Annotated in this window: 33 protein-coding genes and 2 pseudogenes; 19 read left to right on the top strand and 16 right to left on the bottom strand. The window is 64.8% G+C overall.

All coding sequences use genetic code 11. The annotated features are described in order from the left end of the window. Window positions 1–7 precede the first annotated feature (7 nt). Window positions 8–352 carry a DUF6457 domain-containing protein gene (locus ACQCS0_RS05045; RefSeq protein WP_354154139.1) on the bottom strand — a complete coding sequence of 115 codons (345 nt, stop codon included), beginning with the start codon at window positions 350–352 and terminating at the stop codon, window positions 8–10. 511 nt (window positions 353–863) lie between these two features. On the opposite strand from ACQCS0_RS05045, the gene fdhA reads away from it, so the two are divergent. Further along, window positions 864–2075 (top strand): formaldehyde dehydrogenase, glutathione-independent, encoded by a 1212-nt coding sequence (gene fdhA / locus ACQCS0_RS05050; RefSeq protein ID WP_354154138.1) that lies wholly within the window; start codon window positions 864–866, stop codon window positions 2073–2075. Between the two features lie 149 nt (window positions 2076–2224). On the opposite strand, the gene ACQCS0_RS05055 is transcribed toward fdhA, so the two are convergent. Continuing rightward, complete coding sequence (locus ACQCS0_RS05055; protein ID WP_354154137.1) at window positions 2225–3001, bottom strand: phosphoesterase; 777 nt, start codon at window positions 2999–3001, stop codon at window positions 2225–2227. 143 nt (window positions 3002–3144) lie between these two features. Here ACQCS0_RS05055 and ACQCS0_RS05060 point away from each other — a divergent pair, with 143 nt between their 5' ends. Then, window positions 3145–3612 carry an SRPBCC family protein gene (locus tag ACQCS0_RS05060; protein ID WP_354154136.1) on the top strand — a complete coding sequence of 156 codons (468 nt, stop codon included), beginning with the start codon at window positions 3145–3147 and terminating at the stop codon, window positions 3610–3612. Window positions 3613–4041: 429 nt separating this feature from the next. Here ACQCS0_RS05060 and ACQCS0_RS05065 read toward each other — a convergent pair whose 3' ends face one another. Continuing rightward, window positions 4042–4359: a hypothetical protein gene (locus ACQCS0_RS05065; protein WP_354154135.1), complete on the bottom strand. Its 318-nt coding sequence runs from the start codon at window positions 4357–4359 to the stop codon at window positions 4042–4044. 158 nt (window positions 4360–4517) lie between these two features. Here ACQCS0_RS05065 and ACQCS0_RS05070 point away from each other — a divergent pair, with 158 nt between their 5' ends. Then, window positions 4518–4847: a helix-turn-helix domain-containing protein gene (locus tag ACQCS0_RS05070; RefSeq protein WP_354154134.1), complete on the top strand. Its 330-nt coding sequence runs from the start codon at window positions 4518–4520 to the stop codon at window positions 4845–4847. Next, a pseudogene (locus ACQCS0_RS05075) lies at window positions 4837–5100 on the top strand (SRPBCC family protein); the annotation flags it as partial. The gene ACQCS0_RS05070 and the pseudogene ACQCS0_RS05075, both read left to right, overlap by 11 nt. Before the next feature lie 94 nt (window positions 5101–5194). Here ACQCS0_RS05075 and ACQCS0_RS05080 read toward each other — a convergent pair. The 3 genes from ACQCS0_RS05080 to ACQCS0_RS05090 all read right to left on the bottom strand — a co-directional run bounded on the left by ACQCS0_RS05080 (window position 5195) and on the right by ACQCS0_RS05090 (window position 7139). After that, window positions 5195–5668, bottom strand: a complete 474-nt coding sequence (locus tag ACQCS0_RS05080; RefSeq protein WP_354154229.1) for a hypothetical protein — start codon at window positions 5666–5668, stop codon at window positions 5195–5197. Continuing rightward, a complete protein-coding gene (locus tag ACQCS0_RS05085; RefSeq protein WP_354154133.1) occupies window positions 5631–6788 on the bottom strand; it encodes a glutamate--cysteine ligase in 1158 nt (385 codons plus the stop codon). The genes ACQCS0_RS05080 and ACQCS0_RS05085 overlap by 38 nt, the downstream gene beginning before the upstream one ends. Before the next feature lie 132 nt (window positions 6789–6920). Further along, window positions 6921–7139 (bottom strand): hypothetical protein, encoded by a 219-nt coding sequence (locus ACQCS0_RS05090; protein ID WP_354163195.1) that lies wholly within the window; start codon window positions 7137–7139, stop codon window positions 6921–6923. On the opposite strand from ACQCS0_RS05090, the gene ACQCS0_RS05095 reads away from it, so the two are divergent. The 5 genes from ACQCS0_RS05095 (at window position 7138) to ACQCS0_RS05115 (ending at window position 9958) form a co-directional block, all read left to right on the top strand. Continuing rightward, window positions 7138–7533, top strand: a complete 396-nt coding sequence (locus tag ACQCS0_RS05095) for a VOC family protein (RefSeq protein ID WP_354154132.1) — start codon at window positions 7138–7140, stop codon at window positions 7531–7533. The genes ACQCS0_RS05090 and ACQCS0_RS05095 overlap by 2 nt on opposite strands. Window positions 7534–7734: 201 nt before the next feature. Beyond that, window positions 7735–8238: a mycothiol transferase gene (locus ACQCS0_RS05100; RefSeq protein WP_354154131.1), complete on the top strand. Its 504-nt coding sequence runs from the start codon at window positions 7735–7737 to the stop codon at window positions 8236–8238. Between the two features lie 91 nt (window positions 8239–8329). Beyond that, the gene (locus tag ACQCS0_RS05105; protein WP_354154130.1) at window positions 8330–8836 is read left to right on the top strand and encodes a GNAT family N-acetyltransferase; all 507 of its coding nucleotides are present in this window, start codon (window positions 8330–8332) and stop codon (window positions 8834–8836) included. 2 nt (window positions 8837–8838) lie between these two features. After that, a complete protein-coding gene (locus ACQCS0_RS05110) occupies window positions 8839–9558 on the top strand; it encodes a hypothetical protein (RefSeq protein ID WP_426940043.1) in 720 nt (239 codons plus the stop codon). 64 nt (window positions 9559–9622) lie between these two features. Further along, window positions 9623–9958 (top strand): cupin domain-containing protein, encoded by a 336-nt coding sequence (locus ACQCS0_RS05115; RefSeq protein WP_354154128.1) that lies wholly within the window; start codon window positions 9623–9625, stop codon window positions 9956–9958. Between the two features lie 46 nt (window positions 9959–10004). Here ACQCS0_RS05115 and ACQCS0_RS05120 read toward each other — a convergent pair whose 3' ends face one another. The 5 genes from ACQCS0_RS05120 to ACQCS0_RS05140 form a co-directional block, all read right to left on the bottom strand. Beyond that, on the bottom strand, window positions 10005–10799 hold the full coding sequence (locus tag ACQCS0_RS05120; protein ID WP_354154127.1) for an alpha/beta hydrolase: 795 nt from the start codon (window positions 10797–10799) through the stop codon (window positions 10005–10007). Between the two features lie 245 nt (window positions 10800–11044). After that, on the bottom strand, window positions 11045–11578 hold the full coding sequence (locus tag ACQCS0_RS05125; protein ID WP_354154126.1) for a hypothetical protein: 534 nt from the start codon (window positions 11576–11578) through the stop codon (window positions 11045–11047). Further along, a complete protein-coding gene (locus ACQCS0_RS05130; RefSeq protein ID WP_354154125.1) occupies window positions 11575–12759 on the bottom strand; it encodes a serine/threonine-protein kinase in 1185 nt (394 codons plus the stop codon). Before ACQCS0_RS05130 ends, ACQCS0_RS05125 begins: the two co-directional genes overlap by 4 nt. A 407-nt stretch (window positions 12760–13166) precedes the next feature. Next, window positions 13167–14690 (bottom strand): hypothetical protein, encoded by a 1524-nt coding sequence (locus ACQCS0_RS05135; protein ID WP_426940044.1) that lies wholly within the window; start codon window positions 14688–14690, stop codon window positions 13167–13169. Beyond that, window positions 14626–14916, bottom strand: coding sequence for a hypothetical protein (locus tag ACQCS0_RS05140; protein ID WP_354154123.1), 291 nt, complete (start codon window positions 14914–14916; stop codon window positions 14626–14628). Before ACQCS0_RS05140 ends, ACQCS0_RS05135 begins: the two co-directional genes overlap by 65 nt. Before the next feature lie 30 nt (window positions 14917–14946). Here ACQCS0_RS05140 and ACQCS0_RS05145 point away from each other — a divergent pair, with 30 nt between their 5' ends. The 3 genes and pseudogenes from ACQCS0_RS05145 to ACQCS0_RS05155 form a co-directional block, all read left to right on the top strand. Next, window positions 14947–15336, top strand: a complete 390-nt coding sequence (locus ACQCS0_RS05145; protein WP_354154122.1) for a VOC family protein — start codon at window positions 14947–14949, stop codon at window positions 15334–15336. A 51-nt stretch (window positions 15337–15387) separates the two neighbouring features. Beyond that, entirely contained in the window at window positions 15388–15540 is a 153-nt protein-coding gene (locus tag ACQCS0_RS05150) for an LPXTG cell wall anchor domain-containing protein (RefSeq protein ID WP_185262737.1), read from the top strand. Between the two features lie 97 nt (window positions 15541–15637). After that, window positions 15638–16279, top strand: a pseudogene (locus ACQCS0_RS05155) (alpha-amylase family glycosyl hydrolase); the annotation flags it as partial. Here ACQCS0_RS05155 and ACQCS0_RS05160 read toward each other — a convergent pair. Beyond that, the gene (locus ACQCS0_RS05160; RefSeq protein WP_354154228.1) at window positions 16172–16435 is read right to left on the bottom strand and encodes a hypothetical protein; all 264 of its coding nucleotides are present in this window, start codon (window positions 16433–16435) and stop codon (window positions 16172–16174) included. The pseudogene ACQCS0_RS05155 and the gene ACQCS0_RS05160 overlap by 108 nt on opposite strands. A 149-nt stretch (window positions 16436–16584) precedes the next feature. After that, entirely contained in the window at window positions 16585–17181 is a 597-nt protein-coding gene (locus ACQCS0_RS05165; protein WP_354154121.1) for a dihydrofolate reductase family protein, read from the bottom strand. A 122-nt stretch (window positions 17182–17303) separates the two neighbouring features. Between ACQCS0_RS05165 and ACQCS0_RS05170 the strand changes: the two genes are divergently transcribed. Beyond that, on the top strand, window positions 17304–17447 hold the full coding sequence (locus ACQCS0_RS05170; RefSeq protein WP_282331639.1) for a hypothetical protein: 144 nt from the start codon (window positions 17304–17306) through the stop codon (window positions 17445–17447). Window positions 17448–17474: 27 nt separating this feature from the next. On the opposite strand, the gene ACQCS0_RS05175 is transcribed toward ACQCS0_RS05170, so the two are convergent. Next, the gene (locus tag ACQCS0_RS05175) at window positions 17475–18125 is read right to left on the bottom strand and encodes a TetR/AcrR family transcriptional regulator (protein WP_354154120.1); all 651 of its coding nucleotides are present in this window, start codon (window positions 18123–18125) and stop codon (window positions 17475–17477) included. A 63-nt stretch (window positions 18126–18188) separates the two neighbouring features. Between ACQCS0_RS05175 and ACQCS0_RS05180 the strand changes: the two genes are divergently transcribed. Continuing rightward, window positions 18189–18638 (top strand): nuclear transport factor 2 family protein, encoded by a 450-nt coding sequence (locus ACQCS0_RS05180; protein WP_354154119.1) that lies wholly within the window; start codon window positions 18189–18191, stop codon window positions 18636–18638. After that, window positions 18635–19516, top strand: a complete 882-nt coding sequence (locus ACQCS0_RS05185; protein ID WP_354154118.1) for an SDR family oxidoreductase — start codon at window positions 18635–18637, stop codon at window positions 19514–19516. The genes ACQCS0_RS05180 and ACQCS0_RS05185 overlap by 4 nt, the downstream gene beginning before the upstream one ends. Before the next feature lie 32 nt (window positions 19517–19548). On the opposite strand, the gene ACQCS0_RS05190 is transcribed toward ACQCS0_RS05185, so the two are convergent. Beyond that, the gene (locus ACQCS0_RS05190; protein WP_354154117.1) at window positions 19549–20301 is read right to left on the bottom strand and encodes a metalloregulator ArsR/SmtB family transcription factor; all 753 of its coding nucleotides are present in this window, start codon (window positions 20299–20301) and stop codon (window positions 19549–19551) included. Between the two features lie 382 nt (window positions 20302–20683). Here ACQCS0_RS05190 and ACQCS0_RS05195 point away from each other — a divergent pair, with 382 nt between their 5' ends. The 3 genes from ACQCS0_RS05195 (at window position 20684) to ACQCS0_RS05205 (ending at window position 23025) form a co-directional block, all read left to right on the top strand. Then, window positions 20684–22012: a GmrSD restriction endonuclease domain-containing protein gene (locus tag ACQCS0_RS05195; RefSeq protein ID WP_426940045.1), complete on the top strand. Its 1329-nt coding sequence runs from the start codon at window positions 20684–20686 to the stop codon at window positions 22010–22012. A gap of 46 nt (window positions 22013–22058) precedes the next feature. Next, the gene (locus ACQCS0_RS05200; RefSeq protein ID WP_354154115.1) at window positions 22059–22733 is read left to right on the top strand and encodes an excalibur calcium-binding domain-containing protein; all 675 of its coding nucleotides are present in this window, start codon (window positions 22059–22061) and stop codon (window positions 22731–22733) included. A 61-nt stretch (window positions 22734–22794) separates the two neighbouring features. Beyond that, window positions 22795–23025, top strand: coding sequence for a hypothetical protein (locus ACQCS0_RS05205; protein WP_426940046.1), 231 nt, complete (start codon window positions 22795–22797; stop codon window positions 23023–23025). 65 nt (window positions 23026–23090) lie between these two features. Here the strand turns inward: ACQCS0_RS05205 and ACQCS0_RS05210 are convergent, their stop codons facing one another. After that, the gene (locus tag ACQCS0_RS05210; RefSeq protein WP_354154114.1) at window positions 23091–23855 is read right to left on the bottom strand and encodes an FCD domain-containing protein; all 765 of its coding nucleotides are present in this window, start codon (window positions 23853–23855) and stop codon (window positions 23091–23093) included. A gap of 94 nt (window positions 23856–23949) precedes the next feature. Between ACQCS0_RS05210 and ACQCS0_RS05215 the strand changes: the two genes are divergently transcribed. Next, a complete protein-coding gene (locus tag ACQCS0_RS05215; protein ID WP_354154113.1) occupies window positions 23950–24828 on the top strand; it encodes a carbon-nitrogen hydrolase family protein in 879 nt (292 codons plus the stop codon). Window positions 24829–24835: the final 7 nt, after the last annotated feature.

Below are 24835 nucleotides of genomic sequence, written 5' to 3' on the forward strand. Positions count from 1 at the left end.
CGGCGGACTACTGGGCGCTGTGCGTCCAGCCCTTCGCGCCGGGCTCCGGGTGGGGATTTCCCTGCTGGCGGGCGTTCTCACAGAGGCTGAAAGCGACGTCGGCTGCTTTGGTGATGGACGCCGCCGAGGCTGTCTTGGAACCGGCGCTTCCGGTGCCGGCCTCGAGGGCCGCGGCGTAGCCCACCAGAAACGCGGTGATCGGGGCTGCTGCGTGCGTTACGGAATCTGCGGATTTCCGGGCCAGCTCAAGAATCAGCTCCTGATCGACCTTCAGGTCCAGGATCTGCAAGGCTTGGGTCAGCTTGTGAGTCCACTGATCCAGGATCTGAGCTTCGTTCTCGTCAACAGTCATGTTCGCTCCTACGTTCCCGGTTTGCTGCTTTTGGGCGGTAGGGGGAGTCCTTGCCCATTGCCCACGACACTACAAGGCTTGGGCCGCTGAGTCACCGACATGCCGCGGCGTCGAGGCTGGTTTCGATGACTGGCAGTCGCTCGAGTTGGCCGAAGCATCGGTGGCTGCGATCGATCTGGCCTTCCAGAGGGCGACGAAATAACGGCGGGGGTGCCAGGGTTAAGCTGAAGCGAAAGCCGAACCGAGGTGATCCCATGCAGGATGTCACCATCCGCCACAACCCGGAGCGGCAGCGCTTCGAAGTGCTGACGGGCGGGAACGCAAAAAACATTAGGCCCGTAACCCTAGACCCCGCCGAGCTGCCGTGCCTAGACTGACCGAACCCCCGACGTCAGGAAAACATCAAACTGCTCAAGCAACGGGCAGGCCTGCACGTAGGGGATCCATTGCAACACTTCACAGCTCACGGCTGCCTCACGAAGACACGCCGTGCCGACGCGAGGAGAGCATGATGACAGGGAACAAAGCCGTTGCCTACAAGGAGCCCGGCAAGGTCGAGCTGATCGACATCGACTATCCAACCTTCGAACTGAAAGACGGACCGGGCGTGAACCCCGCGAACGTGGGGCGCGCGGTCAACCACGGGGTAATCCTGAAGACCGTGGCCACCAACATCTGCGGATCGGACCAGCACATGGTCCGTGGGCGTACCACTGCCCCGGCCAACCTGGTGCTCGGGCACGAGATTACCGGCGAGGTAGTGGAGGTGGGCCGCGACGTCGAGTTCATTAAAGTCGGAGACCTCTGTTCGGTTCCATTTAATATCGCCTGCGGCCGGTGCCGGAACTGCAAGGAACGCAAGACAGGCATCTGCCTGAACGTGAACCCGGACCGCCCGGGCAGCGCCTACGGGTACGTGGACATGGGTGGCTGGGTGGGTGGCCAGGCGAATTACGTGCTGGTGCCGTACGCCGACTGGAACCTGCTGAAGTTCCCGGACAAGGACCGGGCCATGGAGAAAATCCTTGACCTGGCCATGCTGTCGGACATTTTCCCCACCGGCTTCCACGGGGCCGTTTCCGCCGGGGTAGGCGTCGGTTCCACGGTGTATGTGGCTGGCGCGGGTCCTGTTGGCCTCGCAGCGGCTACCAGCGCGCACTTGCTGGGTGCCGCCGTCGTGATTGTGGGGGACCTGAACGAGGAACGGTTGGCGAGGGCACGCAGCTTTGGCTGTGAAACGGTGGATCTGACCAAGGGAGACCCGGCGGAGCAGATCGAACAGATCCTGGGTGTGCCGGAGGTGGACTGTGGCGTGGACGCCGTGGGCTTTGAGGCGCGCGGTCACGGCCATGACGCCAAGGAGGCGCCCGCCACGGTGCTGAATTCGCTGATGGACATCACCGCCGCCGGTGGTGCCCTGGGCATCCCGGGCCTGTACGTCACCGGCGATCCGGGCGGAATTGACGAGGCTGCCAAGACTGGTTCGCTCAGCCTCAGCCTGGGTACCGGATGGGCGAAGTCGCTGAGCTTTACCACGGGGCAGTGTCCGGTGATGAAGTACAACCGTCAGCTGATGATGGCCATCCTGAACGACAAGGTGAACATCGCCAAGAACGTCAACGCCAAGGCGATCACCCTTGAAGAGGCGCCCAAGGGCTACGCCGAATTCGACGCCGGTGCAGCCACGAAGTACGTCCTCAACCCGAACGGATACCTCAGCTGAGCCCCTGCCGGGTTTGACGCGGCGGCGGTGCGGCTGCGCCGGGTAAGGCGGCGCAGCTGCGCCGGGTAACCGGGCGGCGGCCAACTCACCGCAGCGGCGGTGCCTCCACTTCAAATGGAGGCACCGCCGCTACCAGGTGCAGGTCAGCGCTAGAGTTGCCGCGGATCCAGCGGCTGCGGAACGATCGGCTGGTCGTTGGCCATCAGATCTATGCCCAGGTCCTTTGCGAAGACCAGCCGGGTCTCCTTGTAGATTCCCTGGTGGTTCTCATCCAGCTCGAAGACCCGTGCCCCGCGCAAACGGTTCCGTTCGGCGCCGGGGAGCCCGTAGGCGCCGAATCCGGTGCCGGGCGAGTAACCGAGCTGCACACCGTAGTAGTTGCCCACGTACGTGTTGACATGGTCGTGGCCCACAAAATAGCCCAGGACGTCCCCCCGCTCCAGGAAGGCGTTGAACAGGCCGGAGTTGATGGGACCGGGGCACTCGTCCTCGTTTCGTTCACCAATGATGTTGTGCTTCGTGAGGGCCCGGGCGTGATCCGCGTTTGTCCGCGAGTCGAGGCTGGCGAACCACATGTTGCGGTGCTCGTGGAGCGCAATGTGGCCCCACATCAGGGAGGGGACCTTCTTGCCGTACTTTTGCTCGGTAGCGATCGACAGATTGCGGTACCAGGTGACCTGGTCCATGCGTACCCAGTCCCAGTTCGGGTAGCCTTCGAAGTCCTGTCCGCTGATGGCGTCCGGGGCATAGCGGCCGGTGTCCATGAGCCACAGGCCGAAGGCCGGCGCCTTGGACTTGGCGGACTGAACGAGCAGCAGCGAGTTTGATGTCCCGGTCAGGCCCGGCGTGGAGTCGCCGTTCATATTGAAGTCGTAGGTTTGGAGGAACTGCAGCATCCTGGCCTCGGTCATGCCGGTCCGTGCCACGGAATCCTCGTCGTGGTTGCCGAACGTGACGGCCCACGGGATAGGCCGGCCAGGTAGCGGGCGCCGGAACAGGTGGTGAACACAAGAACTGTTGCCCCTCCGGGGCTGGCGGATTCACCCGCCCTTCCGCCTATGATTGCGGCATGTCCACTTACGAAGTCACTCGCAATGCCCTTATTCCTGCGCCTGCGGAAGACGTGTTTCCGTTGGTCAACAGCTTTCTCGAGTGGACCAAATGGTCGCCGTGGGAGAACGTGGATCCGGAATTGAACCGTTCGTATTCGGGCAGTGACGCCGGTGTGGGGGCCAAGTATGCCTGGAGCGGCAACCGCAAAGCAGGCAGCGGCAACATGGAGATTGTCGAGTCCGAGTTCCCCCGGAGTATCAAGGTCCGCCTTGAGTTCACAAAGCCGTTCAAGGCTGTGAATCCCACTACGTTTACGTTCACACCGGGCGACGGCGGCACCCAGGTCACGTGGCGGATGACCGGGGAGAACAAGGGCCTCGCGAAGGTTTTTGCCCTGTTTATGAACATGGACAAGGTGGTCGGCGGCGATTTCGAGCGTGGGCTGGCTGCACTCTCGGCCGCAGCGACGGCCAACAAGGCCTGACCCGAGCTTGACCTGGCGGGGCTGCCGCCGGTGCGCTGCCGCCGGTGCGCTGACGCTGGCGGTTGCCGCGGAGCACGTCGTCGAGATCCGACAACGACGTTCGCTTGGCGCGATTGTTCGCAAGCCTCCCGGTGGGCCTGCTGGACGCTGGCGATGGTGTCCCGGTCCGTGAGGATGAACGACTCGTCCGGTGTGGCCGGGGCATCCCCGAAGTATTGCAAGGGCAGGGCCCCGCGGCAATGCGGATCCCGGAGGAGGGCCCGACGTCGGCCGCTCACCCATGGTGATCGCCCCGGCGCACGCTTATTGTGAGGTTATGTCTGACTCCTTTTCGTCCTTTGTGGACACCTTCAAAAACATCGGCGTCACCAAGGCCTATGGCCCAGGCCGTCCAGGTGGGCGGCCGTAGCGGCACCCGCCGCTAAGTCACTAGCCGGATGCACGCCGGTTGCGAGCCTGGCGCGCCAGCCGGATGAAACCGTAGACAAAGACGGCCTCGATCAGCGCCATCAGCCCGAGCAGCAGCCACTGGCCCTGGGCGATGAAGACCACGGCGCCGGTGAGGACCAGAGTGGTGCCGAGCGCTAGCGCGTACACGGCGAAGCCGAAGGCCACTTTGGCGCTGCGCACACCCGTCCGGAAGCCAAAACCCACGGGTTCGCCGCCGGGATAACCGGCCACGCGGTCCGGGACTGCGGGCTTGAGCCGGTCGAATTCAGCCCAGGGGTCCGGGTCTTGATTGCTCATGCTTCCATTATCCCGCGGTTCCCGGACCGCCCACCTCCTGTTGCTCTATCAGGTACGGCTGCTAAACCACGGTTTTGGGGACTACAAGTGGTAGAGCAAACCAGGGGAGACTCGTCGATGCCTTGCCTAATATGTTAGTCTACACTAACGTATCCAGGGTGCCCGACCTTCTTGAAACTGCCGCGGAACCGAACAGGCGCCGACTGCTCCAACTGCTGGCCCGCGGCGAGCAGTCCGTCATAGAACTGGCGTCCAACTTTGCCGTCAGCCGGTCCGCCATCTCCCAGCACCTGCTGCTGCTGGCCGACGTCGGTCTGGTGCGTGCCAGGAAGGACGGACGCAACCGGTACTACAGTCTCGACTCCGGGGGAATGCGGAGTCTAAGGGAATCCCTGGATATTTTCTGGACCGACGAACTGGATTCACTGGTGGCCGAGGCCACCGCCCTGCAGCATCCAAACCTCAAGGCGAACCCTGATGACCACTGACAAGTCAGTCTTCATTCCGGTCGACCCGGACACTGCTTTTGCCCTGATCACCCGGCCGGAGCGGTTGCGGCGATGGCAGGCCGTCGCCGCGCGCGTGGACCTGCGCGTTGGTGGAGAGTACCGCTGGACCATCACGCCGGGGCAGTCCGCCGCGGGCACGTTTACGGAAATTGAACCCGGCAAGCGCGTCGTCTTCACCTGGGACTGGGAGGGGTCCACGGCCCCGGCCGCCGCTGCCTCCAAGGTCACCATCACACTGGCAGCGTCGACGGCGGGACCAACGTCCGCCTCGTCCACGAGGGCCTCAGTCTCGAAGCCGCAGCCGGCCACACCGAGGGGTGGAACCACTACTTCGGACGCCTGGCCACACTGGCCACTGCGGCAAGGCCCTGGGCGTCGCCATCGTCGACCAGCCGGATGCTGCACCGGAGGTCCGAGTCGCGGACGCCGCCCAGCCCACGCTCGAAGCGTTCCAGGTCCGCGGCCTGGAGTGAACCATCGACATGGGCTTCGCGGAACTGCCGGCCTCCATGATGGCCAACATCCTTAACCTGGAATTCCTGGTCCACGCCTGGGACTTCGCAGCGGCCACCGGCCAGGAACTGGAAGTTTCGCCGGTGCTGTCCGGCTACGTCCTGGGCCTGGCGCGAAACACCATCAGCCCGCAGATCAGCGGAAAGAGCTTCGCCGATGAACTCATGGTGGAAGAATCGGCCGCGAGCATGGACCGGCTGGTGGCGTTCACCGGCCGGCAGGTCATGGCCAACTGCTCGGTTTTGGTCCCTAAACCACGGGGTTGGGAACCAAAAGTGATAGATCATACGGGGTGCTCGGCTCGTAGAAGGCCGGCTCCTGGTGCGTAATGACGACGGCGTCGCTCACCACGTCAGCCAGCCTGCCGTGGCGGGCGTAGGCCTGCCGCTGCAGTTTGGCGCCGGTTCCGCTGCTGAAGATCCGGTGCAGGGATGCCTCGACGTAGGCTTCGTCGCCTGCCTCCACCAGGGCGTCGCGGACATGGTTATGGAGCGCGGCGATGACCGTGCGTGCGGACTCCGGCTTGTGGGTCAGCGGGTTCAGCAGGTCACCCTGGATTCCCCACCGGCTGGCCAGCCAGGAACCCTGGCGCAGGATGATGGCCGAAACCATGTCCGGCCCCTGGCCGGATTTCCATTCCCGGGCCGCGGTCTCCACCAGACCCCGGACCAGGGCGGCGATCAGGACGGTGTCGCGGGGGTCGAGGCAGACATCGGATACCCGGATCTCTACGGTTGGGTGGCGGGCGGAGAGGCGGGCGTCAAAATCAGGGTTGTTGATTACTTCCGTGCCGGCCAGGTCCGCCACGCGCTGGTGGTAGGCCTGGGCCGAGCCGAAGATTTCAGTCGGACCGGCTGAGGACCACCGGTTCCAGGCCTGGGTGCGGTAGCTGGCATAGCCGCTGTCAGCTCCGTCCCAGAACGGAGAGTTGGAGGTCAACGCCATCAGTGGCGGCAGCCAGGACCTGACGCGGTCCAGGATGGCGACGCCTTCCTCGTCAGAGTCAACGGAGACATGGACGTGGCAGCCGCAGGTCAGCTGCTCACGGGCCGTAACAGCAAACTTTTCCAGCAGCGCATCATAGCGGGCGTTGCTGGTGGAATGGGGTGTCACCGCCAGCGGGGACGTGGCGAGGGCGGCGATCCTGGCGCCCGCTTTCCGTGCGAGCGAGTCCGCGAGAGCGCGGCCGGACAGTATCTCGGCGGAGAGCCCGCTCAGGGTGCTGTGCGGGTGGGTGATCACCTCGATCTGTTCCTGGTGAAGCTCGACGGCGAGCATCGGGTGCGTGGAAAGGTCCGCCGGTTCGCCCGGGTCCTGGAGACGCAGCAGGTCTGCGGCCAGGGGCAGGGGACTGCCGTTGGAGGGATCAACGATCAGGAATTCTTCTTCTACACCAAAAGTACGCACTAGCTAAGTGTGCGGCACCAAAAGCAGCCCCAGATCCACGCCTGTTCCAGGCCCCTGTGGGGGCATCTGTGAAGGAACGGTGAAGGCACCGTGGCGGCATCCGGGCGCGCCGCCTGAAGCTGTTGAACTTCCCTATATCCGCAGGTGCCCTTTCAGTTCCATAATGGCCACATAGGCTTCGGGGACCCTCGTGCCAATGATGGCTGGCGCGGCGCAGGAGAGTCCCAGGTGGCCGCTCCGGCACTTGGCGCAAGGGGCGGCCACGCGGTACCGGACAACGATGTTCCGGAGCCGCACCCGGGGGAGAGCACCGCCACCGACGCGAAAGTAAGGCACAAAGGTAATCATCATGCTCAAGGATTCAACCATCATGGCTGTCCTCGCTGCCAAGGACATCAACAGGGCGAAGGATTTCTATCGGGACAAGCTGGGCCTGGATCCGTCCGCTTCCATGGAGGACGGCAGCCTGTATTACAACGGGGGCAACGGAACCGGTTTCCTGATCTACCAGACAGAGAATGCCGGGACGGCCAAGAACACCCAGATGGGCTGGGAAACGGACAACCTCGAAGGCGAAATGGAGGAGCTGCGGGGCCGCGGCGTCGTCTTTGAAGACTACGATTTCCCCGGCCTGAAGACGGAGAACGGCGTCGCCGACAATGACTGGGGGAAGTCCGCCTGGTTCCTCGACAGCGAAGGGAACATTCTCAACATCTCCCAGCGCACGTCGCCAGCGGCGGGCTGATTGGCGCAGGGCTGTCCGGCGCGCGAGGGGCCGCACCTGCCGCGAAGGCAAGTGCGGCCCCTCGCGCGCCACGCTAAGGAATCGTCGCGGTTCGCCGCCCCAGCAAAGATGGGTAACGGTTCTATCATTCCGCGCTATCCGGCGGTGGGGTGAGCGTGTAAGCATGGGGCTCAGTCAAAACGGTACGTCGAGGAGGACCTGATGAAATCCAACGAACTGCTGCTGGACGCGTTCCGCCGGATCAGGGAGACGGTGGAGGCCACGCTTGAAGGGCTCGACGACGGGTCGCTGGTCCGGCGGCCGGTGGGAACCGGCAACTCGATTGCATGGCTTATCTGGCACCTCGCCCGCGTGGAGGACGCCCAGGTGGCCTCCGCCGCGGGCCTGGACCAGGTTTGGACGTCACAGGACTTTGCCGGCCGTTTTGGCCTCCCGCTGACAGGCCGTGACACCGGCTACGGTCACTCGACCCACCAAGTCGACGCGGTGCAAGCCCGGCCGGAACTTCTCCTTGAGTACTACGACGCCGTCCACCGGCAGACCAGGAATTTCCTGGAGACTCTCACCGATGAGGACTTGGACCGCATCGTTGACAATCGTTGGGATCCGCCCGTTACCCTCGGCGTGCGGCTGGTCAGCACCCTTGCCGATTGCCTCCAGCACGTGGGGCAGGCCGCGTACGCCAAAGGGTTGAACCCCGAGTAGGGGAGAGGGCGGCTTCACAGCATCAGGCCGTCCCGACCGGCTGGCTTCCGAGGACGGGCTGGGTAAGGGAGCAGGTGGCTACGCTGGGGCCATGGACTTTCTCATCAGGCAGGCCACCCCCGAGGACGCTGAAGCCGTGGTGCACATGCACACCCTGGCCCACGAGGAGACCTATGGGGACCGGCTGTCAGCGGAGTTCTTCCGCACGCGGCGGGCCAGCATTCCCGAACGGGTGCAACGCCGTCGGCCATATCTGGCCGGCAGCGACCCGCGGGTCATCGCCATGGGCACCAACAATGAGGTAGTAGGTCTCGCCGACTCGGGTCCTGGACGGGATGAGGACGGCCCGGAGGCGCTGGAGCTGTATTCGCTGTACACGCTCCGGCGGACGCACGGCAGCGGGCTGGGCGCCGCGTTGCTGAGCGCGGCCATCGGAGAGAGTCCGGCCTATCTCTGGGTGCTGGAGAACAATCCCCGGGCGCTCGCCTTCTACCTCAAACACGGCTTTCGGCCCGACGGCGGGCGCGGGCAGCTCCCACCCGAGTGGGAAGAACTGCCCGAGATCCGCATGGTCCGTCCGGGGCGCGGCTGGTCGTGATCATGCGGACAGGGTCATTGCCGGATAAGGGGTCACTACCGCGCTGGGCCAGGATCGCCGTCGTGGTTTATCTGTCCGTGCCGGTTGCCATAGTTGGCGTTGCCCTTGTCACCGGCTCCCTCGACTTGGATCTCGATGAGACGGCCAGGGAGTGGCTGATGCGGTCCTTGATGATCCTGACGCTGCCCGTTTCGGCAGCGTATTTCGCCGTGGGCTTCCTCTTTGATTCCTCGGGTCCGCCGGCGTCGGGCGGGCTGCGGCCGACGGCGGTTTTTTACTATCTGGGGCACCTCGCCCTTGCGGTGGTCAACGCAGCGCTCTTCCGATGGATCGTCCTGAGCATCCGGAGGCCCGTTCCGGCCGCAGCGACAGCAGCTGCGCCTTCCGCCGTGCCTCAGGTTCCGGTGGTGACATTTCACGGGGTCACCCGGAACGTCCGGAACCTCTGGTGGACGGTGCCTCTCGCTGTCCTGCTGAGCCTTCCGCAATGGCTCGTGGCGGGACTTGCCTGGTGCGGGATCAGCGGCTGCAGTGGCGGAGGCTTCGGGGTGTCCGCCGGGACCGAATGGTTGGCGGTCACCATGAGTGTGGTGAACGGGCTGATTCTCGCGCTGGCTGTTTTTGCAGTCCGCTGGCTGTATCCCACGCGGCGTCGTGCCCTCATTGCCTTGGCGGCCGGATCGCTGTTCGGACTTCTGGGTGCCGCGGTCACGCACGGCTGAGCAACACCGTAACGAAGGATGAACGGCACTCGGCAAGGCCGGCAATCGTCGGTACGGTTGCGTCATGCAAAAGATATCGATTGAGGCTTTGGCCCGCCAGCAGATCAGCGCCGCCGTCGCGGCTCCCAGCGGGCGGGCAGCCGACACAGCGTACGGCGGGCATGAGAAGAAACTGCGCCAGACCGTCATGGCCTTCCGTGCCGGCACGCAGCTCAGCGAGCACCAGAACCCCGGCGAGGCCACGGTCTACGTGGTGAAAGGATCGGTCTGGCTCAGGGCGGGCGGGGAATCGTGGCAGGGCAAGGCCGGGGATCTGCTGATCGTGCCGGACGGGCTGCACAGTCTTGAAGCGGAAGAGGACTCGGCGGTGCTGTTCACGGTGGTCAAGACGGACCGCTAGAGAACACGGCGGCTCCGCTGAGTTGGGTGCTGGGCTGGTGCTTGACTCACCCGAGCGAGGCGAGGAACGCCGTCGTATCTTCTGCCACCTGCTCCGGACACTCCCACAGCACCAGGTGCGCCACCTCGGGGTAGACCTTCAGGACGGAACCGGGGATCCGGGCGGCCAGGGTCTCCCGATCGGCGCGTGGCAGCAAGCCGTCCTTGGCGCCCCACAGGATCAGCGTGGGCGCCTGGATAGTTCCCGATTCCGTGGGCGGGGTAGCTGCACATAGCCCGTTCAGGATGCCTTTCCACACGTGGGCCGGCATCCTGAGACCGTCGCGCACACGGTCCTCGAGGAACCACTGCGGAACCTCGTGCAGCAGGGGAAACCAGGCCAGGGAATCCCGGACCCAGGCCTCGTCGAGGGGGTCCGTCAGGCGGTCCACTTCATCGGCGAAGGCGGGCCGCCCGTGGAGGCTCAAGGGCGCGCCCACTAGCACGAGTGCCGCAACCTTCTGGGGATGGGCGATGGCCAGCTGCTGGGCGACGTAACCGCCGCTGGAGGAGCCGACGACGGCGGCGCTCGTCACGTCGAGGGCGTCCAGGACCGCTGCCGCGTCCTCGGCCTGTTCCGCCAGGGAGTAACCACCCTCTGGTTTGTCCGCCTCGCCTTGCCCGCGCAGGTCCGGGGCGTAGACCCTGAACCCGGTCAGCAGCGGTATCAGGAGGTCAAAGCTGCCGCTTGACTCGCCCCATGCGTGTAGCAGCAGCACCGGCGTCGCATCGGCGTCGCCGTGGATTAGACACGGTACCGTGATGCCCGTGCGGAGCCTGGGATACCGGACTTCGGAGTCCATGGAATCAGGCTACGCCACGGGCTGCGCGGCCGGCCGCGAGCACCCGAGCCACGTCCGGGTCGCCGACTCGGCGGAGGACGTAGTGCAGGACCCGTTCGTGCTGGGCAGCATGCGGGAGATGAACTCGGCTTCCCGATGCAACATCATCACGCTGCCCTCGCTCGTTTGCGGCCCCGTTTCCCCCTACCCCTCATGTTTCCGCGGTGTTCTACCGCACGCAAAGAACCGTGACGGACGGCAAATACTCAGCCGTTCTTATTTTTGCCTTTGCCCTCGCCTTTTGCCGGTTCGGGTGCAGGGGCTGGTGCAGGTACCGGCACGACGGGCGCCGTGTATTCCTGGGCGGCCTGCGCGGCGGCTTCCGCGTCCGCCTTGGTCTTCGCCGCTTCTGCCGCGGCAGCCGCTGCTTCGTCAGCTGCTTTCGCTGCCGCTGCGGCGGCTTCTGTGGCGGCTTCTGCGGCGGCTTTGAGGTCGGCCCTGACAGCGGTGATGCTGGTCACGATGCTCCGGCGCCGTTCTTCGGAAACCCGACCGCTGCCGGCTGCGGACGCCACGTCCGTTTCCAGGCTGTCCAGCGTCTTGAGCGCGGCAGCGTGATCGGCTGCAGCCGCTGCCTGGCTCACGCCGAGCACGAGTTCCTGGAGCTTTTGGGCGGTGTCGCGCTGCAGGCCGGTATCGGCCGGGCCGCAGCCGGCGAGCGCCGCCGCCAGCATCACGGTGACGGCAAGGCCGGCTCCCCGGGCGCCGGCGCGCTTGCCCCTGGAATGGGGGCGGGTCATGGTTCCACACTCTTCTGAAGTTCCAGGAGGTGGTCGCCCAGCGTGCCGCTTACAGCAGGGTAAGTGACGACGCCGGATGTGGCCTCTGGCGCCTGGCCCGCTGTCAGTACCGCGGCCCCGCCCGCCAGCGCGAGTACAACCGGGATGGCCACTGCCCAGAGCCGCGCCTTCTGTCCGGCACGGAACGACTTCCGCCGGCGCGTTCCCCGAGGGTCGCGGCGCTGATCGGCACCCGGCGCAGGCCCCGTCTTGGCTGTGACGGACGGCGTCCTGAACGGCATGGCCGGCAGCACACGCGTGGTTTCCGGTACTAGTTCGCCGGGAGTGGACGTCGGCGAGACAAGGGCCTTCCGCAGCACCGTCTCGACGTCCGCTGCTGCTGGGCGTTCCAGCGGCTCGATTGCAGTCATGGCGCGGATCAGGTCGGTCCACTCGGAGGGGAGATCCGTGGGAATGCTGGGCGCGCGGTGCAGCCTGGCCACGGCGGATTCCACAGCGCTGCCGGGGTATTCCATCGTCTGTTTGATGCATTCGAGCAGGACCAGCCCCAGTGAGTAGATGTCTGTGGCAGGGGTGAGGGGGGAGCCCACGGCCTGTTCGGGGCTGAGGTACGCTGCGGTGCCCACCATTGCTCCAGTTGCGGTTAGGCGGGTTGCGTCGGCGATTCGTGCTATGCCGAAGTCGGCCACCTTGGCCCGCAGGGGCTCCCCGGGCCGGGTCTGCACCAAGAGGATGTTGCCCGGCTTGATATCGCGGTGGAGGATGCCAAGGCCGTGGACATAGGCGAGTGCGTCAGCGATGCCGGCGCCTATGACGGCGAGCTCGTCCAGTGGGATCTCGCTGTGCCTGATCCGGCTGCGCAGATCCTGTCCCTCCACCAGTTCCATCGTCAGGAAGGGGCGGGGTTCATCCGGGATGCGTGCGTCAACGCCGACGTCGAACAATGTCACGAGGCTGGGATGGTTCAGCGTTGCCAGCAGCGTGATCTCAGCTTGCTGGCGTTTCAACTCGTCTGCGTCCGGGGCCTGGGGTGCGAAAAGCTTCAACGCCACGTCCCGGCCCAGGTTCTCGTCCCGAGCGCAGTAGACGGACGACATGCCGCCGCGGCCGATCACCTCGCCCAGCCGATAACGTCCGCCCAGCACTTCAGTCCTGCTGGCGCTGCGCGATTCCGCCACCATATCCGTTCCTCCCGGTGCACTGCGGCACTATTACCTAAAATCATAAGGCAACTTACTATGTTCGGGAGCTTCTTCGAATCACGGCAGCCCGTAGACGCCAATCCGTTTGTGTCCGTGGCTACGAATTGTGTCCGAAGCGATGTCTCCCGGCCGGGTGAGGCGCTGTCAAGGACGATTCCGGCAGGCGAAGAGTTCCCGGAGCGCAGCGTGTGTTCTGGGCCGCGATGGCGCAGAGCGGGCACCATCAGCGCCGGCGCCACGCAGGCCACTACTTCAGGCCGGGGCTGGGCATGACCGGCCCGGCGGCCGTGGATTACATCCTGTCGAGCCAGCCGAGCCTGGTCTGACCGTCCTGTCGAGGAGTGCCCGCGGCGTGAGGTGCGCCGGTCCTCCCGGTCCAGCCTGTCTCAGCCCGCGGTTGTGGTCGGAACTGGCGTGGGAGCGACCGGTGCTGGTTGGGTCGGCTCCGTGGTGGGAGCTACTTGCACGGGGCTGCTTTCCGGTGCCGCCCCGCCGGTGGCAGGCGCCGGGGGAGGGGGCGCCGCCGTCGTCGTTCCGGACGGCAAGGATGCCGGGGCGGTGGCGCCCGAAGTGGGCGCGGCGCTTGATCCGGCCGTTGAGCCGGGTGACGGGGTGGCTGGTGTGGACGGCGTCGTGGAGGTGCCGGTTCCCTTTGTGGCGTTGGGGTCGCTTTGGATGATCTCCTTGATCTGTTCCCTGAATGCGTTAAGGCGTCCCTGGATTTCGGACAGGGGGACGTTCTGGAGGTTCCGTCCGAATTCAGCAATTTCGGCCCATAGGGCATTGAGCCTGGCCGTTCCGCCGTCACTCAGCGGCCCGTCGAGCGTGAGAACGAGCTGACTGGCCACTGCGTACGTCAGGCAGCGGAGGCAGTTGTAATTGGCGGCCGCGGACAGATTCTCCGGCACGATCACATCCGCCTGACCCACGATGAGCACCACCTGGAAGCCCACAGCCACGGCAGCGCAGTCGGCGCAGCTGGCGAACGCATAGGCCTCGTTGGTGGTGTCCACGTTGAACGGGAATACCCACGACGGCGCCGGGGCGGAACCGGCCGTGGTGCCAGCCGCTGTCCCGGCCCCGGCAGGAGCGGTGCGGGGCATCAGGACCGTGCTGAGCTGGGGGTTTTCCCGCGTCGGCTTCGCTGCTCCTGCGGGCCACAGGGCCACCCTCTTCCCGGTCCCGCCTTCCCGCAGGGCGGAGTACGCCGCCGTCGGAAATACGGCTGTGGTGACGTCGGCCAGAGTGCCGCGTTCGTACGGCTGCACCGGCCGATAGGTGTCTGCTCCGGGCCACCAGGCCCAGGCCAGCCCGGCGGTCACCGCTGCGATGGCGGCCATTGCTACGGCCCGCTGCCGCGTCTTGCCGCGGGTTTTCTGCCAGAGTCCGGTGGTCAGCTGCCGGACCAGCCGGAGCAGGATGTAGCCAACGCCCAGGATGGGAAGTACGACGGCGGCGATCGCCAGGGTGCGCACCGCGGCTCCGGCGATGTCCCCGGCCGCCAGGCTTTCGGACAATTCCGACTGCTGTTTCAGGACGCTGGCCCATGCCGTGCCCAGGAGCCGCGGCAGCGAGAGGACCGTCATGACCAGGCTAAGTACCAGCAGTGGCACCGTGACCAGCACCCAGACCGTGACCACTGCCCGTGCCCATGGCTTGAGCGCCTGGGCTGCGGGGTCCGTCCGGCGCCACGGCAGCAGTCCCAGCAGGGTCGGTTTGATGCGCTGGAAGAGGTCCGGAACTCCGGTGGCGTCGGCCAGGATGTGGTAACTGTCAAACCGCACCAACGGAAGCAGCTGCCGGATCATCTGGAGAATTTGGGTGACCACCACCAGCAACAGGGCGTCAAAGCCGGTGGCCCACCAGACACCAGAGGCCGGCTCCCATGGCTCCCGGTGTTGCGCCGCCACGGCGTGCGGCGGCAGCGTGGCCGAACTCGTGGAAACCCGCGGACAGGACAGCCACGGCCAGGACCAGCAGCACAAGGGCCGGGTTGGCGAACGCATCGTGGGTTGCGGAGGCGAGGCCCTTGACCATGAGCACCCACCAGCACGCGGCGATGACGGCTGCGCACACGGCCGCGACGATGAGTGGGTTGAAGAGCGAAGCAAAGACTGTTGAGTGTTCGTTGCGCACAGTACATCCGGCGGCGGTACTGTGAGGCGCATGGAGATGCGCCTTGAAGTTGTCCAGGTACCTGTGGCCGATGTCGACAGGTCGAAGTCGTTTTATACGGAGAAGCTGGGCTTTGTCCTAGACCACGATGTGGAGCACATCCCGGGAATGCGAGTCGTGCAGCTGACGCCGCCGGGTTCGGCCGCCTCGATAGTCATTGGTACAGGAATGACGAGCATGACGCCGGGCAGCCTCGAGGGCCTGCAGCTCGTGGTGCCCGACATTGGCGGGGTCCGGGCCGAGCTCGTCCGCCGGGGTGCCGAGGTCAGCGAAATACAGGACATGGGCGGAGTGCAGTTTGCGTACTTTGCTGACCCGGATGGCAACCGCTGGGTCATCCAGGGCGCAACACCATCGGAGGTACGGGACGCGCACCTCTGATCGGGGCCGTGTCATGGACCGCCGGTACCGGCGGGGGCGTAGGATGCCGCTATGGGACTAATAATTGGGCTTCTGGTCATCTGGCTTGTTCTGTCGATCGTAGGCTTTGCCGTGAAGGGCCTCATTTGGCTGGCAATCATCGGCCTCATCCTGTTCGTCGCGACGGGCGTGTGGGGCTGGGTCAAGCGCAAGGCCAACGCCTGACGAAGGGGATGACGCGGACCTTCCTCGAAAGCGGTGGGTTATCCGTTAAGGGCATCAGCGCCATGAACGAACCTGACTGGGTCCAGCACGCCATCTGGTGGCAGGGGCACACCATCGCGGACTGCGCATACTGCTCGACGGCGTCTTCAACCACACCGGGCGCTCCTTTGCGCCGTTCCAAAATGTCCTCGTACGCGGGCCGGAGGCGGACACTGCCTCGTGGTTCTTGCTGGAGTGGCCCGAGGGTGCTGTTCCCGCCGTCGAACCCGCGTACCGCGACTTCGAAGGCCACCACCACCTCATGGCGCTCAACCATGACGAGCCAGCTGTCGCCGATTTCGTAGTCGAGGTCATGGAGCACTGGCTGCGCCGGGGTTCGGACGGCTGGCGACTCGACGCCGCCTATGCCGTCCCGTCCTCGTTCTGGGCCCCGGTCACCGCGCGCGTCCGGTCATCCCATCCGGACGCGTACTTCGTGGGCGAGTACATCCACGGCGACTATGCAGCCGAGGTTCGGTCCGGCGGACTCGATTCCGCCACGCAACACGAGCTCTGGAAGTCCGTCTGGAGTTCGCTCAACGACGCGAACTTCTTCGAACTCGCAGCCGCATTCGAACGACACAACGCACTCCTAGGCTCCTACGCACCGCTTACCTTCATCGGCAACCACGACGTCACCCGCATCGCGAGCAAGCTCACCGACGCAGCACTCGTGCCGCACGCCGTCGTCGTCCTGCTCAAGGGTGGCGGAACGCCGTCCATCTACTACGGCGACGAGCAAGGCTACCGGGGCGTCAAGGAGGACAGGGCAGGGGGCGACGACGACGTGAGGCCAATCTTCCCGTCCTCCCCCGGCCAGCTCTCGGCCCTGGGAGGACCTATCTTCGCCGTGCACCAGGAGCTCATCGGGGTGCGCCTCCGTCGTCGCCGGACAGGCGACCGTCGATGTCGGTGCGGACGCCGTCCTCGTGCCGCCGCGGGGATGGGCCGTCCTGGGCTAAGACGGTTGCGAGTGGCCGCTCTATCTGAGGTTGCGGCCGCCTTTCAGCGGACCACTCGATACCGCACGTGCGTCACGAGGCCGGTGCCGCTTACTTCCGTCGGCTCAAGCGTGACGTTCCCGACGCCGTCGAGCAGCCGTTCGCCCGCTCCCAGGATCAGGGGCGAGATGTGGAGCCGCAGTTCGTCCATCAGCCCCGCCGAGAGGTATTGCCGGGCGGTCTTCGCTCCGCCGGCAATGGCCACGTCCTTGCTGCCGGCGGCCTCCCGAGCCTGGGCAAGCGCCGATTCGATCCCGTCGGTCACGAAGTTGAACGTGGTGCCGCCCTGCAACTCCAGGGGCTCGCGTGGGTGATGGGTGAGGACGAAAACCGGTGCGTGGTAGGGCGGCTCCTCGCCCCACCAGCCCCGCCAGTCCTCATCCCACGGCGCTGGCCCGGGCCCTGCGAACATGTTCCGTCCCATGATGAAAGCGCCGGCAGCGAGGATGCCCTCGATCGCTGCGGCATGGGCCTCAGGTTCCTCGAACTGCCACCTGTGAAGCAACTCGCCATTCTCGCCCAAGGGCTCCGCGGTGCTTTGGTTCGGTCCGGCAAGGAAGCCGTCAAGGGAGATGGTCAGATCGCAAGTGACTCGGCTCATTCGCCCATCATGCCACCTGCAGCGAATCTGATCCCCACATACTGGCATTGCCGCCGGCAAGAGGCCGTAGCTCCACCGTGTCCTAGGATCAACTCCCGCCGTGGCACACATAAGCTCGGTATATGGGCAAAAACCAGCACAGCGAGTTGGAAGGGCAGACCTCCATTAACGAGTTGCTCGACAAGCCCATCGGCGACTCCCATATCCAGCTGGTGCTGCCCATCCATGTCCAACTCCGGCCCGGGGAATTCCGCCGCGTGTCCTGAGGCGGTGGAGAACTGCCGTAGCAGTGTTTATTGGTGCCGCTCCGGGAGCAGGGAGACGATCATAAAGCGGGTGACGTACTGTGCAAACCGTGGCAGGGACCAGCCTCGCTTCATCACCAGCAGTTCGTAGAGTTCCGCTGAGCTGCAGACCCAGAGTATGTCGGTCGCCTCGTCCTCGGTAACGTCCTGGCGGAGGTAGCCGCGGCCCTTGAGGTACCGGGTGTGGTGCCGCATCCGTTTGAGGCGCTCGCTGTCGATCTCATCGAGCAGGTGTGCCATTTCCTGATCGTTGATGGCGGCCGAACGCATTAGCAGCCGGATCGGGGTGACCAGTGCAGCTACTTCGGCCGTGAGGAGCCCCCACTCACGCATGACGGTCTTTGGATCGCTCTCGTGTTCGCGCATGTCGTCGGAGCGCTCGTAGGCGGGGACGGGTCCGGAGCCGGCCAGGCCCCGCTCATAGATGGCGCGGACCAGCCCCGCCTTGCCACCGAAAGCCTTGTAGACCGTCTCCACTGAAACGCCGGCCTCTGCGGCCATGGCGGCTAATGTGGCGCCCGCGTACCCGAGTTCGCGGAACTGCCGCTCGGCTGCCTGAAGGATGGCTTCCCTGTTGCGTCGGGCCTGTTCCAACCGGCCGCTGGAGTCGTAGCGACGTTTGCTCTTGACGTTTGCCATTATTCGTTCCATGCTGAAGTATCAGATACAGAGCACTGTATCAGAATCATTCGAGGAGTAGGAATGATCACCACAGCAGATGCCGCCGGAAAAATGCCGGAGCGCTTGCTTCGCTCAATAAACGCCCACAAACTGGACGATCTGGTGGCATGCTTCGCCGACGATTACGTCAATGAGACCCCTGCCCACCCTCAGCGGGGTTTCCGCGGACGGGATCAAGTGCGTCGAAACTGGACTGAGATCTTTTCCCAGGTTCCGGATATCCGCGCACGGGTGCACAGCACCGGGGGTCAGGGCGACACCCTGTGGACAGAGTGGGAGATGTCCGGGAGACGAAACGATGGCGCACCGTTCCTGATGCGGGGTGTGGTCATCTTCTTTATTATTGACGGGCTCATTTCCGCGGCCAGGTTCTACCTTGAGCCGGTGGAGGACGTCGGCGGCGGCGTGGACGCAGCAGTGAGCAGGGTAGTGGGCAAAACTCGCGGATCCAGAGAGAAGGAAACATCATGATTCTTGTCGTGGGGGCCACCGGACAACTGGGTGGCCTCATAGCTCAAACCTTGCTTGATGAGGGGTTCCACGTGCGCGTCCTGGTGCGCGAACGTTCGGCATACGACGCCATTGTGAGCGCAGGCGCTGAACCTGTGACCGGTGACCTGAAGGATCCCCCCTCACTTCTGGCGGCCTGCGCCGGGATCGACACGGTAGTTACAACAGCCAACTCATCCGCCCGCGGAGGCAGCGACACCGTGGATTCGGTGGATCGCCTCGGCAACCGGAACCTGATCGAGGCGGCCGTCGACGCCGGCGTCCGGCGCTTCGTCTTCGTCTCCAACCTGGGTGCCAGCCCCGACAGCCCTATCGCCTTCATGGCCGCCAAAGGCGAGACCGAGCAGCTGCTTCGCAGCAGCGGAATGTCCTGGACCATTGTTCAGCCCAACCTCTTCATGGATAAGTTGCCGGTCATGGTGGTTGGCGTGCCGGCACTGACGGGTCAGGCGGTCACTCTCGTGGGGGAGGGGCGGCGGGTCCATTCGCTGGTGGCAATGCGCGATGTGGCACAGTATGTGCTGGCCGTCGTGAAGCATCCGGAGCAGGATGGCCAGCTGCTGGTCATCGGCGGCCCGGAGCCCGTCTCCTGGCGTGATGTGGTGACGGCATTCGAGCTCGAACTCGGGCTGCGGATTCCCGTGCAGACCGTTCCCCCGGGGCAACCGGTCCCCGGCCTGCCCGATCTGCTCAGCGGATTTCTCGCACTGCTGGAGACCTACGACTCACGGCTCGATGCGACCGAACTGAGCACGCGCTACGCAGTGGTGCCCACCACCCTTCAGGCCTGGGTGCACCGCTTTGTGCAGGAGTCCGCGGACACCTTCAAAAAGGCGTAATCCTGGCTGGGTGAGGCTCCCCACGGTTTGTCTCAGGTGTACATGAGGGAGCCCGGGGTGGTGAGTTTTTCGCCGCTTTCAAGCCAGGTTTTGAGGCCCGATAGGATCATGGGCCAGCCGCCGTAGAGCTGGTCGTTCGCGCCTTCGCGGAGTTGGTCGTGAGTGACAGTGAGGTGACAGGAGTCGCCTACGGGTTCGATCTCCCAGGTGATGCGGGAGGTGCCCTCGGCCTTGACGTCCTCGCCCCAGAGTGCCGTCATGGTTTGGACGAGCTTGCGCGGCGGGTCGACTTCGATGTTTTCGCCTTCGCCCAGGAGGCCACCGGCCTTCGGGTTGCCCATCTCGAAGCGCCCCCCGGGAGTCCAGTCAGACGTGACGGTGTTCCCGAACTGGTACTTGCCACGGATTTCGCTGTCCGTGATGGCTCCCCAGAGCAGTTCCGGGGTGGTCTTGATGTAGATTTCGAAGATCTTTTCCATGGGATTTTCCAATCTGGTTTTGAGGTCGCTGAGGGCAGCGGCCCATGGTTGTGCATATTTGCTGACCCAGCGGTCGTGGACCAGGCGGATGGGCACCGGATTGAGGAAATGGAGTTTCTCCCGGCCCCGACGGCGGGTGACCACCAGGCCCGCTTCCTCCAGCAGTTTGAGGTGCTTCATGACCCCGTAGCGGGTCATCTCGAAACGGGCCTCGAGTGCGTGCAGGGTCTGCCCGTCATTCCGGAAGAGCTCATCGAGCAGGTCCCGGCGGGTGGGGTCGGCGAGGGCTTTGAATACGGCGTCCACGGTTCAAGAATAGGTGACTGAATGGTCACATGTCTAGGGTTGCGTCAGCGTATCCGGATATTTGCTGGAGCTGTTGTCACACTGCCGTGGAGTGGGCCGACGGGCGGCCTTCTACGGAATGTAAAATCCAGAACCCTATATCGGTTTCTCCCAAATCGATAGAAATGTTAAATTGCGACATTTTTCATCAATTTTTGCTCAAGTCTCAATCAATATTGTCTCAAAATCTTCGCACAGTCAGTTCCAAGGGCGCAGCAAGAAATAGGCTCGGCATCGACACAATGTGTCAACACAGAAGGTCGGGCTCAATTGCCGGGCCTTTATTATTGGGGAAATAATGTCGAATCATCAGACCCTTTTCGGGTCAGCATCGTCTGTTCCTGTGTCCGGGCCTAATCCGCCCCGCAGGCCACGCGCTTCCACGTACATCGTCGGGGGCATCACGGCCCTCTTCATGATGATTGGTGCTTTCAGCGGCGGTCTCGGGGGCGCTCTGGTTTTCCTTGCTATCTCGGCAGCCCTTACCGGCCTCTACATTCTGGTGACCGGGCGTCGTTCCTGGGCGTGGCTTCCTGCCAAGCGGAAGGCAGGGGGCATCGCCCTGGCGGTCTCTTTCGCTCTTTTCATCGCCGGCGCCGTCGCGTTGCCCCGGACCAACGCGGAGGATCTTCAGGCAGCCTCCTCGGACTCGAATGCCTCGCCAGGAACTGCAGCAGCGAGCGCATCCGCAAAAGTGACTCCGACGCCGTCGTCCGCTCCATCCGCGCAGGCGACGGGCGTCCCGCTCGATCCTGAGACTCCGAGCCTCGTTGCGAACGGCGTTGCGGCTCCGAGGACGCAGCCCGCCTTTGCTACCAAGGCGATTGACCTGCTGGCCACCCTTCCCGTCAAGGGCCGGGCGCCGAAGACGGGATATGACCGCGCGCTCTTTGGACAGGCGTGGGCGGACGTCGACCGCAACGGCTGCGACACGCGGAACGACATGCTCAAGCGCGACCTTTCTGCGATCACGTACACCAACAGCGTGCCCTGCAAGGTTCAGTCCGGAGATCTGGCGGACCCCTACACGGGTACCACCATCAGCTTCCTGCGGGGGAGTGCCACCAGCAGCGCCGTCCAGATCGACCATGTTGTTGCCCTCAGTGACGCCTGGCAGAAAGGCGCGCAGCAGCTGACCACGGACCAGCGGACCGCCTTCGCCAATGACCCCCTGAACCTCCAGTCCACGGACGGTCCCACCAACATGAAAAAGGGCGACGGCGACGCCGCCACCTGGTTGCCTCCGAACAAGGGCTTCCGGTGCGAATACGTAGCGCGCCAGATTTCGGTGAAGGCAACGTACAGCCTGTGGGTCACCCAGGCGGAGCACGACGCGATGGCCAGAATCCTGGCCGACTGCTCCGGCCAGCTCGCACCAACCAACGAGCAGGCACCAGCCGTCGCGGCGCCCGCACCCGAGCCGGTACCGGTGGTGCCCGCTGCTCCGGTAGCTCCCGCTCCTGCCCCGGCGGCCGTGGTGCCGGCCCCTGCCCCGGTTGCTCCCGCGCCTTTTGTTCCGGCACCCGAACCTGTTCCGGCGGCTCCGGCCGCCGTCTACTACGCCAACTGCACGGCCGCCAAGGCCGCCGGTGCCGCTCCCATCTATGCCGGACAGGCCGGCTATAGAGCGGCGTTGGACCGCGACTCCGACGGTGTGGCCTGCGAGAGGTAGCCACGCCAGTCACTCCACCGTTTCAAAAATTTTCCAAGGGGGAAAAATGAAAAAGACACTGACATTAATTGTGCTGACCGGCCTCATGCTGACGGGATGCAGTGGTAAGCAGGCGTCATCAACGTCAACCACTGTTGCGGTGGTTGCAGATGCTGTCACGATTCCAGGGGTGCTGAGCCTGACCTTGGACAAAGCCACGGAGCAACTTGAAGGTCTCGGGCTCAAGGTTGAGGCTGCGGACACCGCCGACGGCAAGACGATCATTTCAAAGAAGAACTGGCAGGTGACATCCCAAGACCCAACCGAAGGGGCACAGGTGGCAAAGGGCTCCACCGTGCACCTCGGCGTCAAGAACCTCGAAAAGGTTGCGGCCGAAAAGGCTGCCGCTGAGAAAGTCGCCGCCGACAAGGTGGCGGCAGAGGCGGCTGCACCAGAGGCGGCGGCTGCAGCAAAGGTTGTGGCGGACAGGGCTGCAGCTGAGAAGGCTGCGGCAGATCAGGCAGCCGCGCAGCAGGTTGCAGCCCAGAAAGCAGCCGAGGCAGCGGCACAGCAGGCGGCCGTAAAGCCAGCACCCGTAGTCCAGGCACCAGCCCCGGCTGCCGTCTCTTACGCGAACTGCGCAGCTGTGCGAGCAGCAGGTGCGGCGCCAATCTATGCCGGTACACCGGGATATGGGAAGCATCTTGACCGGGACGGCGACGGCGTGGCCTGCGAGAAATAGCGCTCCCTCTCGACTCAGCTTGCATGCGCTGATTTCGTTCGTGAACAGACCCGGGAGCCGAATGGCGTTCGACGACCCCGCGTACTATCTCATGGCCACCTCGGCCATCGCCGCAGTCACCATTTACTTTCTGCCGGAATCCGCCCGGCGGCACCTGCCAGGGTCAATGCCCAGTGTTGATTTGGACAAAGCTGCTCAGGAACTGGTGGCGACCCAGGACGATAACGCCATGCTGGACATGGATACGCTGCCCTTCGGTACCAGCTATGGGGCCGCAAAGGCGTCGCACTAGGGACCTGAAAAGTAGCGTGGGGGAGCGGTGAGGCGGCCGCCCGGGCGGTGTGCCGCCGTCGTGCCTTAATCAGGCGAGGACGTGGCTCCGCCGTGCGTCAGGCCCATGAACATCGTCCGGTGCAGGATGTCCACGTGCCTGCGTGAGACGTTCACGGCTTCCTGGATATCGCCGGCCCTCAGGGCTGCCACCAGTGCGGCGTGGTCGCAGTTTGATTTGTGCAGCAGCTCGATGGGGTAGGGGATGAAGAAGGCGTAGAGCTCGGTGAGCGTCTCGTGGTAAGCCTCGACGGCGGTACCCAGTCCGGACGCGGTGCCCACCAGCTGGTGGAACTGTTCGTCTGCCTGGTGATAGTCGGACCAGTCCGAGGACTCAGCCATGTCCCGGGTCAGCCGTTCGAGCTCGTCCAGCTGTTCGGCCGTGGCGTTGACCGCCGCGTAGTGGGTCACCGCGCATTCAAAAAGCAGCCGTCGGTCCACCAGCTTATTCACGGCCTGGGACTCCGCAGGTGACGCCGAGAGTTCGGCCAACACGCTCTGTGGAGGCTCGTCGGCCACGAAGGTTCCGCCGGCCCGGCCCCGCCGGCGGACCACCACGCCCTGTTCCGCCAGGCTCGCAAGCGCGCGGCGCGCGGTAATCGGGCTGACTGACAGGCCCAGGGCTACATCCTCCTGGTCGGGCAGGCGCTCGCCGGGTTTGAGCAGGCCGAGAGAAATGGCCATGCCGATCCGCAGCCGGACGGCGTCGATGGCACTGCGGCGGTCGATGCCGGCCAGCCTGCCGGCGCCGATGGGCGAGGGCTCGGCGGTGTCCTCCAGCTGACGGGTCATATCCGCTACTTTACGGCCCAAACCTGCCTCTTCCCATAATTAGATCATTCTGATCTAATATAAGTCAGATCACATCCCCAACATGGAGACAACCATGCAGCGCATCCTTCCCCTCATCGCAGCCCAGGCCCCGCCCCGGCTGATTGGTGAACCCCTGTCCGCCTTCGCCGACGAGGTCAAAGCAGCCCTGGCCGCCAAACCGGACAGCCGGCTGGTGGTCTTCCCGGAGCTGCACCTGTTCGGCGATTCATACCCGGACAGGCAGCGCACCGAGGCTCTGCAGGACTCCGCCGAGCCGCTGCACGGGCCCCGGGTCAAGGAACTGCGGCAGCTCGCCGCGGACCTGGGCATCTGGTTGGTCCCGGGCAGCGTCTGCGAGCGCGGTCCTGAAGGCCAGCTGTTCAACACCCAGCTGGTCCTGTCCCCGGGCGGGGAGCTCGCCGGCTTTTACCGGAAGATCTTTCCCTGGCGCCCGTTCGAGCCCTACGACCCCGGCGACAGGTTCACCACCGTGGACCTGCCCGGCATCGGCAGGGTGGGCCTGAACATCTGTTACGACGCGTGGTTCCCCGAGGTGTCCCGCCAGCTCGCCTGGATGGGCGCCGAAGTCATCCTCAACGTCGTGAAAACCACCACGCCGGACCGCCGCCAGGAGCTGGTGCTCGCCAAGGCCAACGCCATCGTCAACCAGGTCTTTATGGTCAGCGTCAACTGCGCCGGCCCCACCGGAACAGGCCGGAGTATCATCGTCGATCCCGAGGGCAACACCCTGGCCGAGGCCCCGGACGACGCCCCGGCCCTGCTGACCGCGGAACTGGACCTTGCCGCCGTCGAGCATGTCAGAACATATGGAACTGAAAACCTCAACCGCCCCTGGTCCCAGTTCCGCGACGGCGAAGACGCCATTGAACTGCCCGTTTACCAGGGCCGGATCACCCCGGCCACCTGGGCTCCCCAGTCCTTCAACGCCTAAGGAAACA

This window comes from Pseudarthrobacter sp. S6, from assembly GCF_050156575.1.
Classification (GTDB): domain Bacteria; phylum Actinomycetota; class Actinomycetes; order Actinomycetales; family Micrococcaceae; genus Arthrobacter.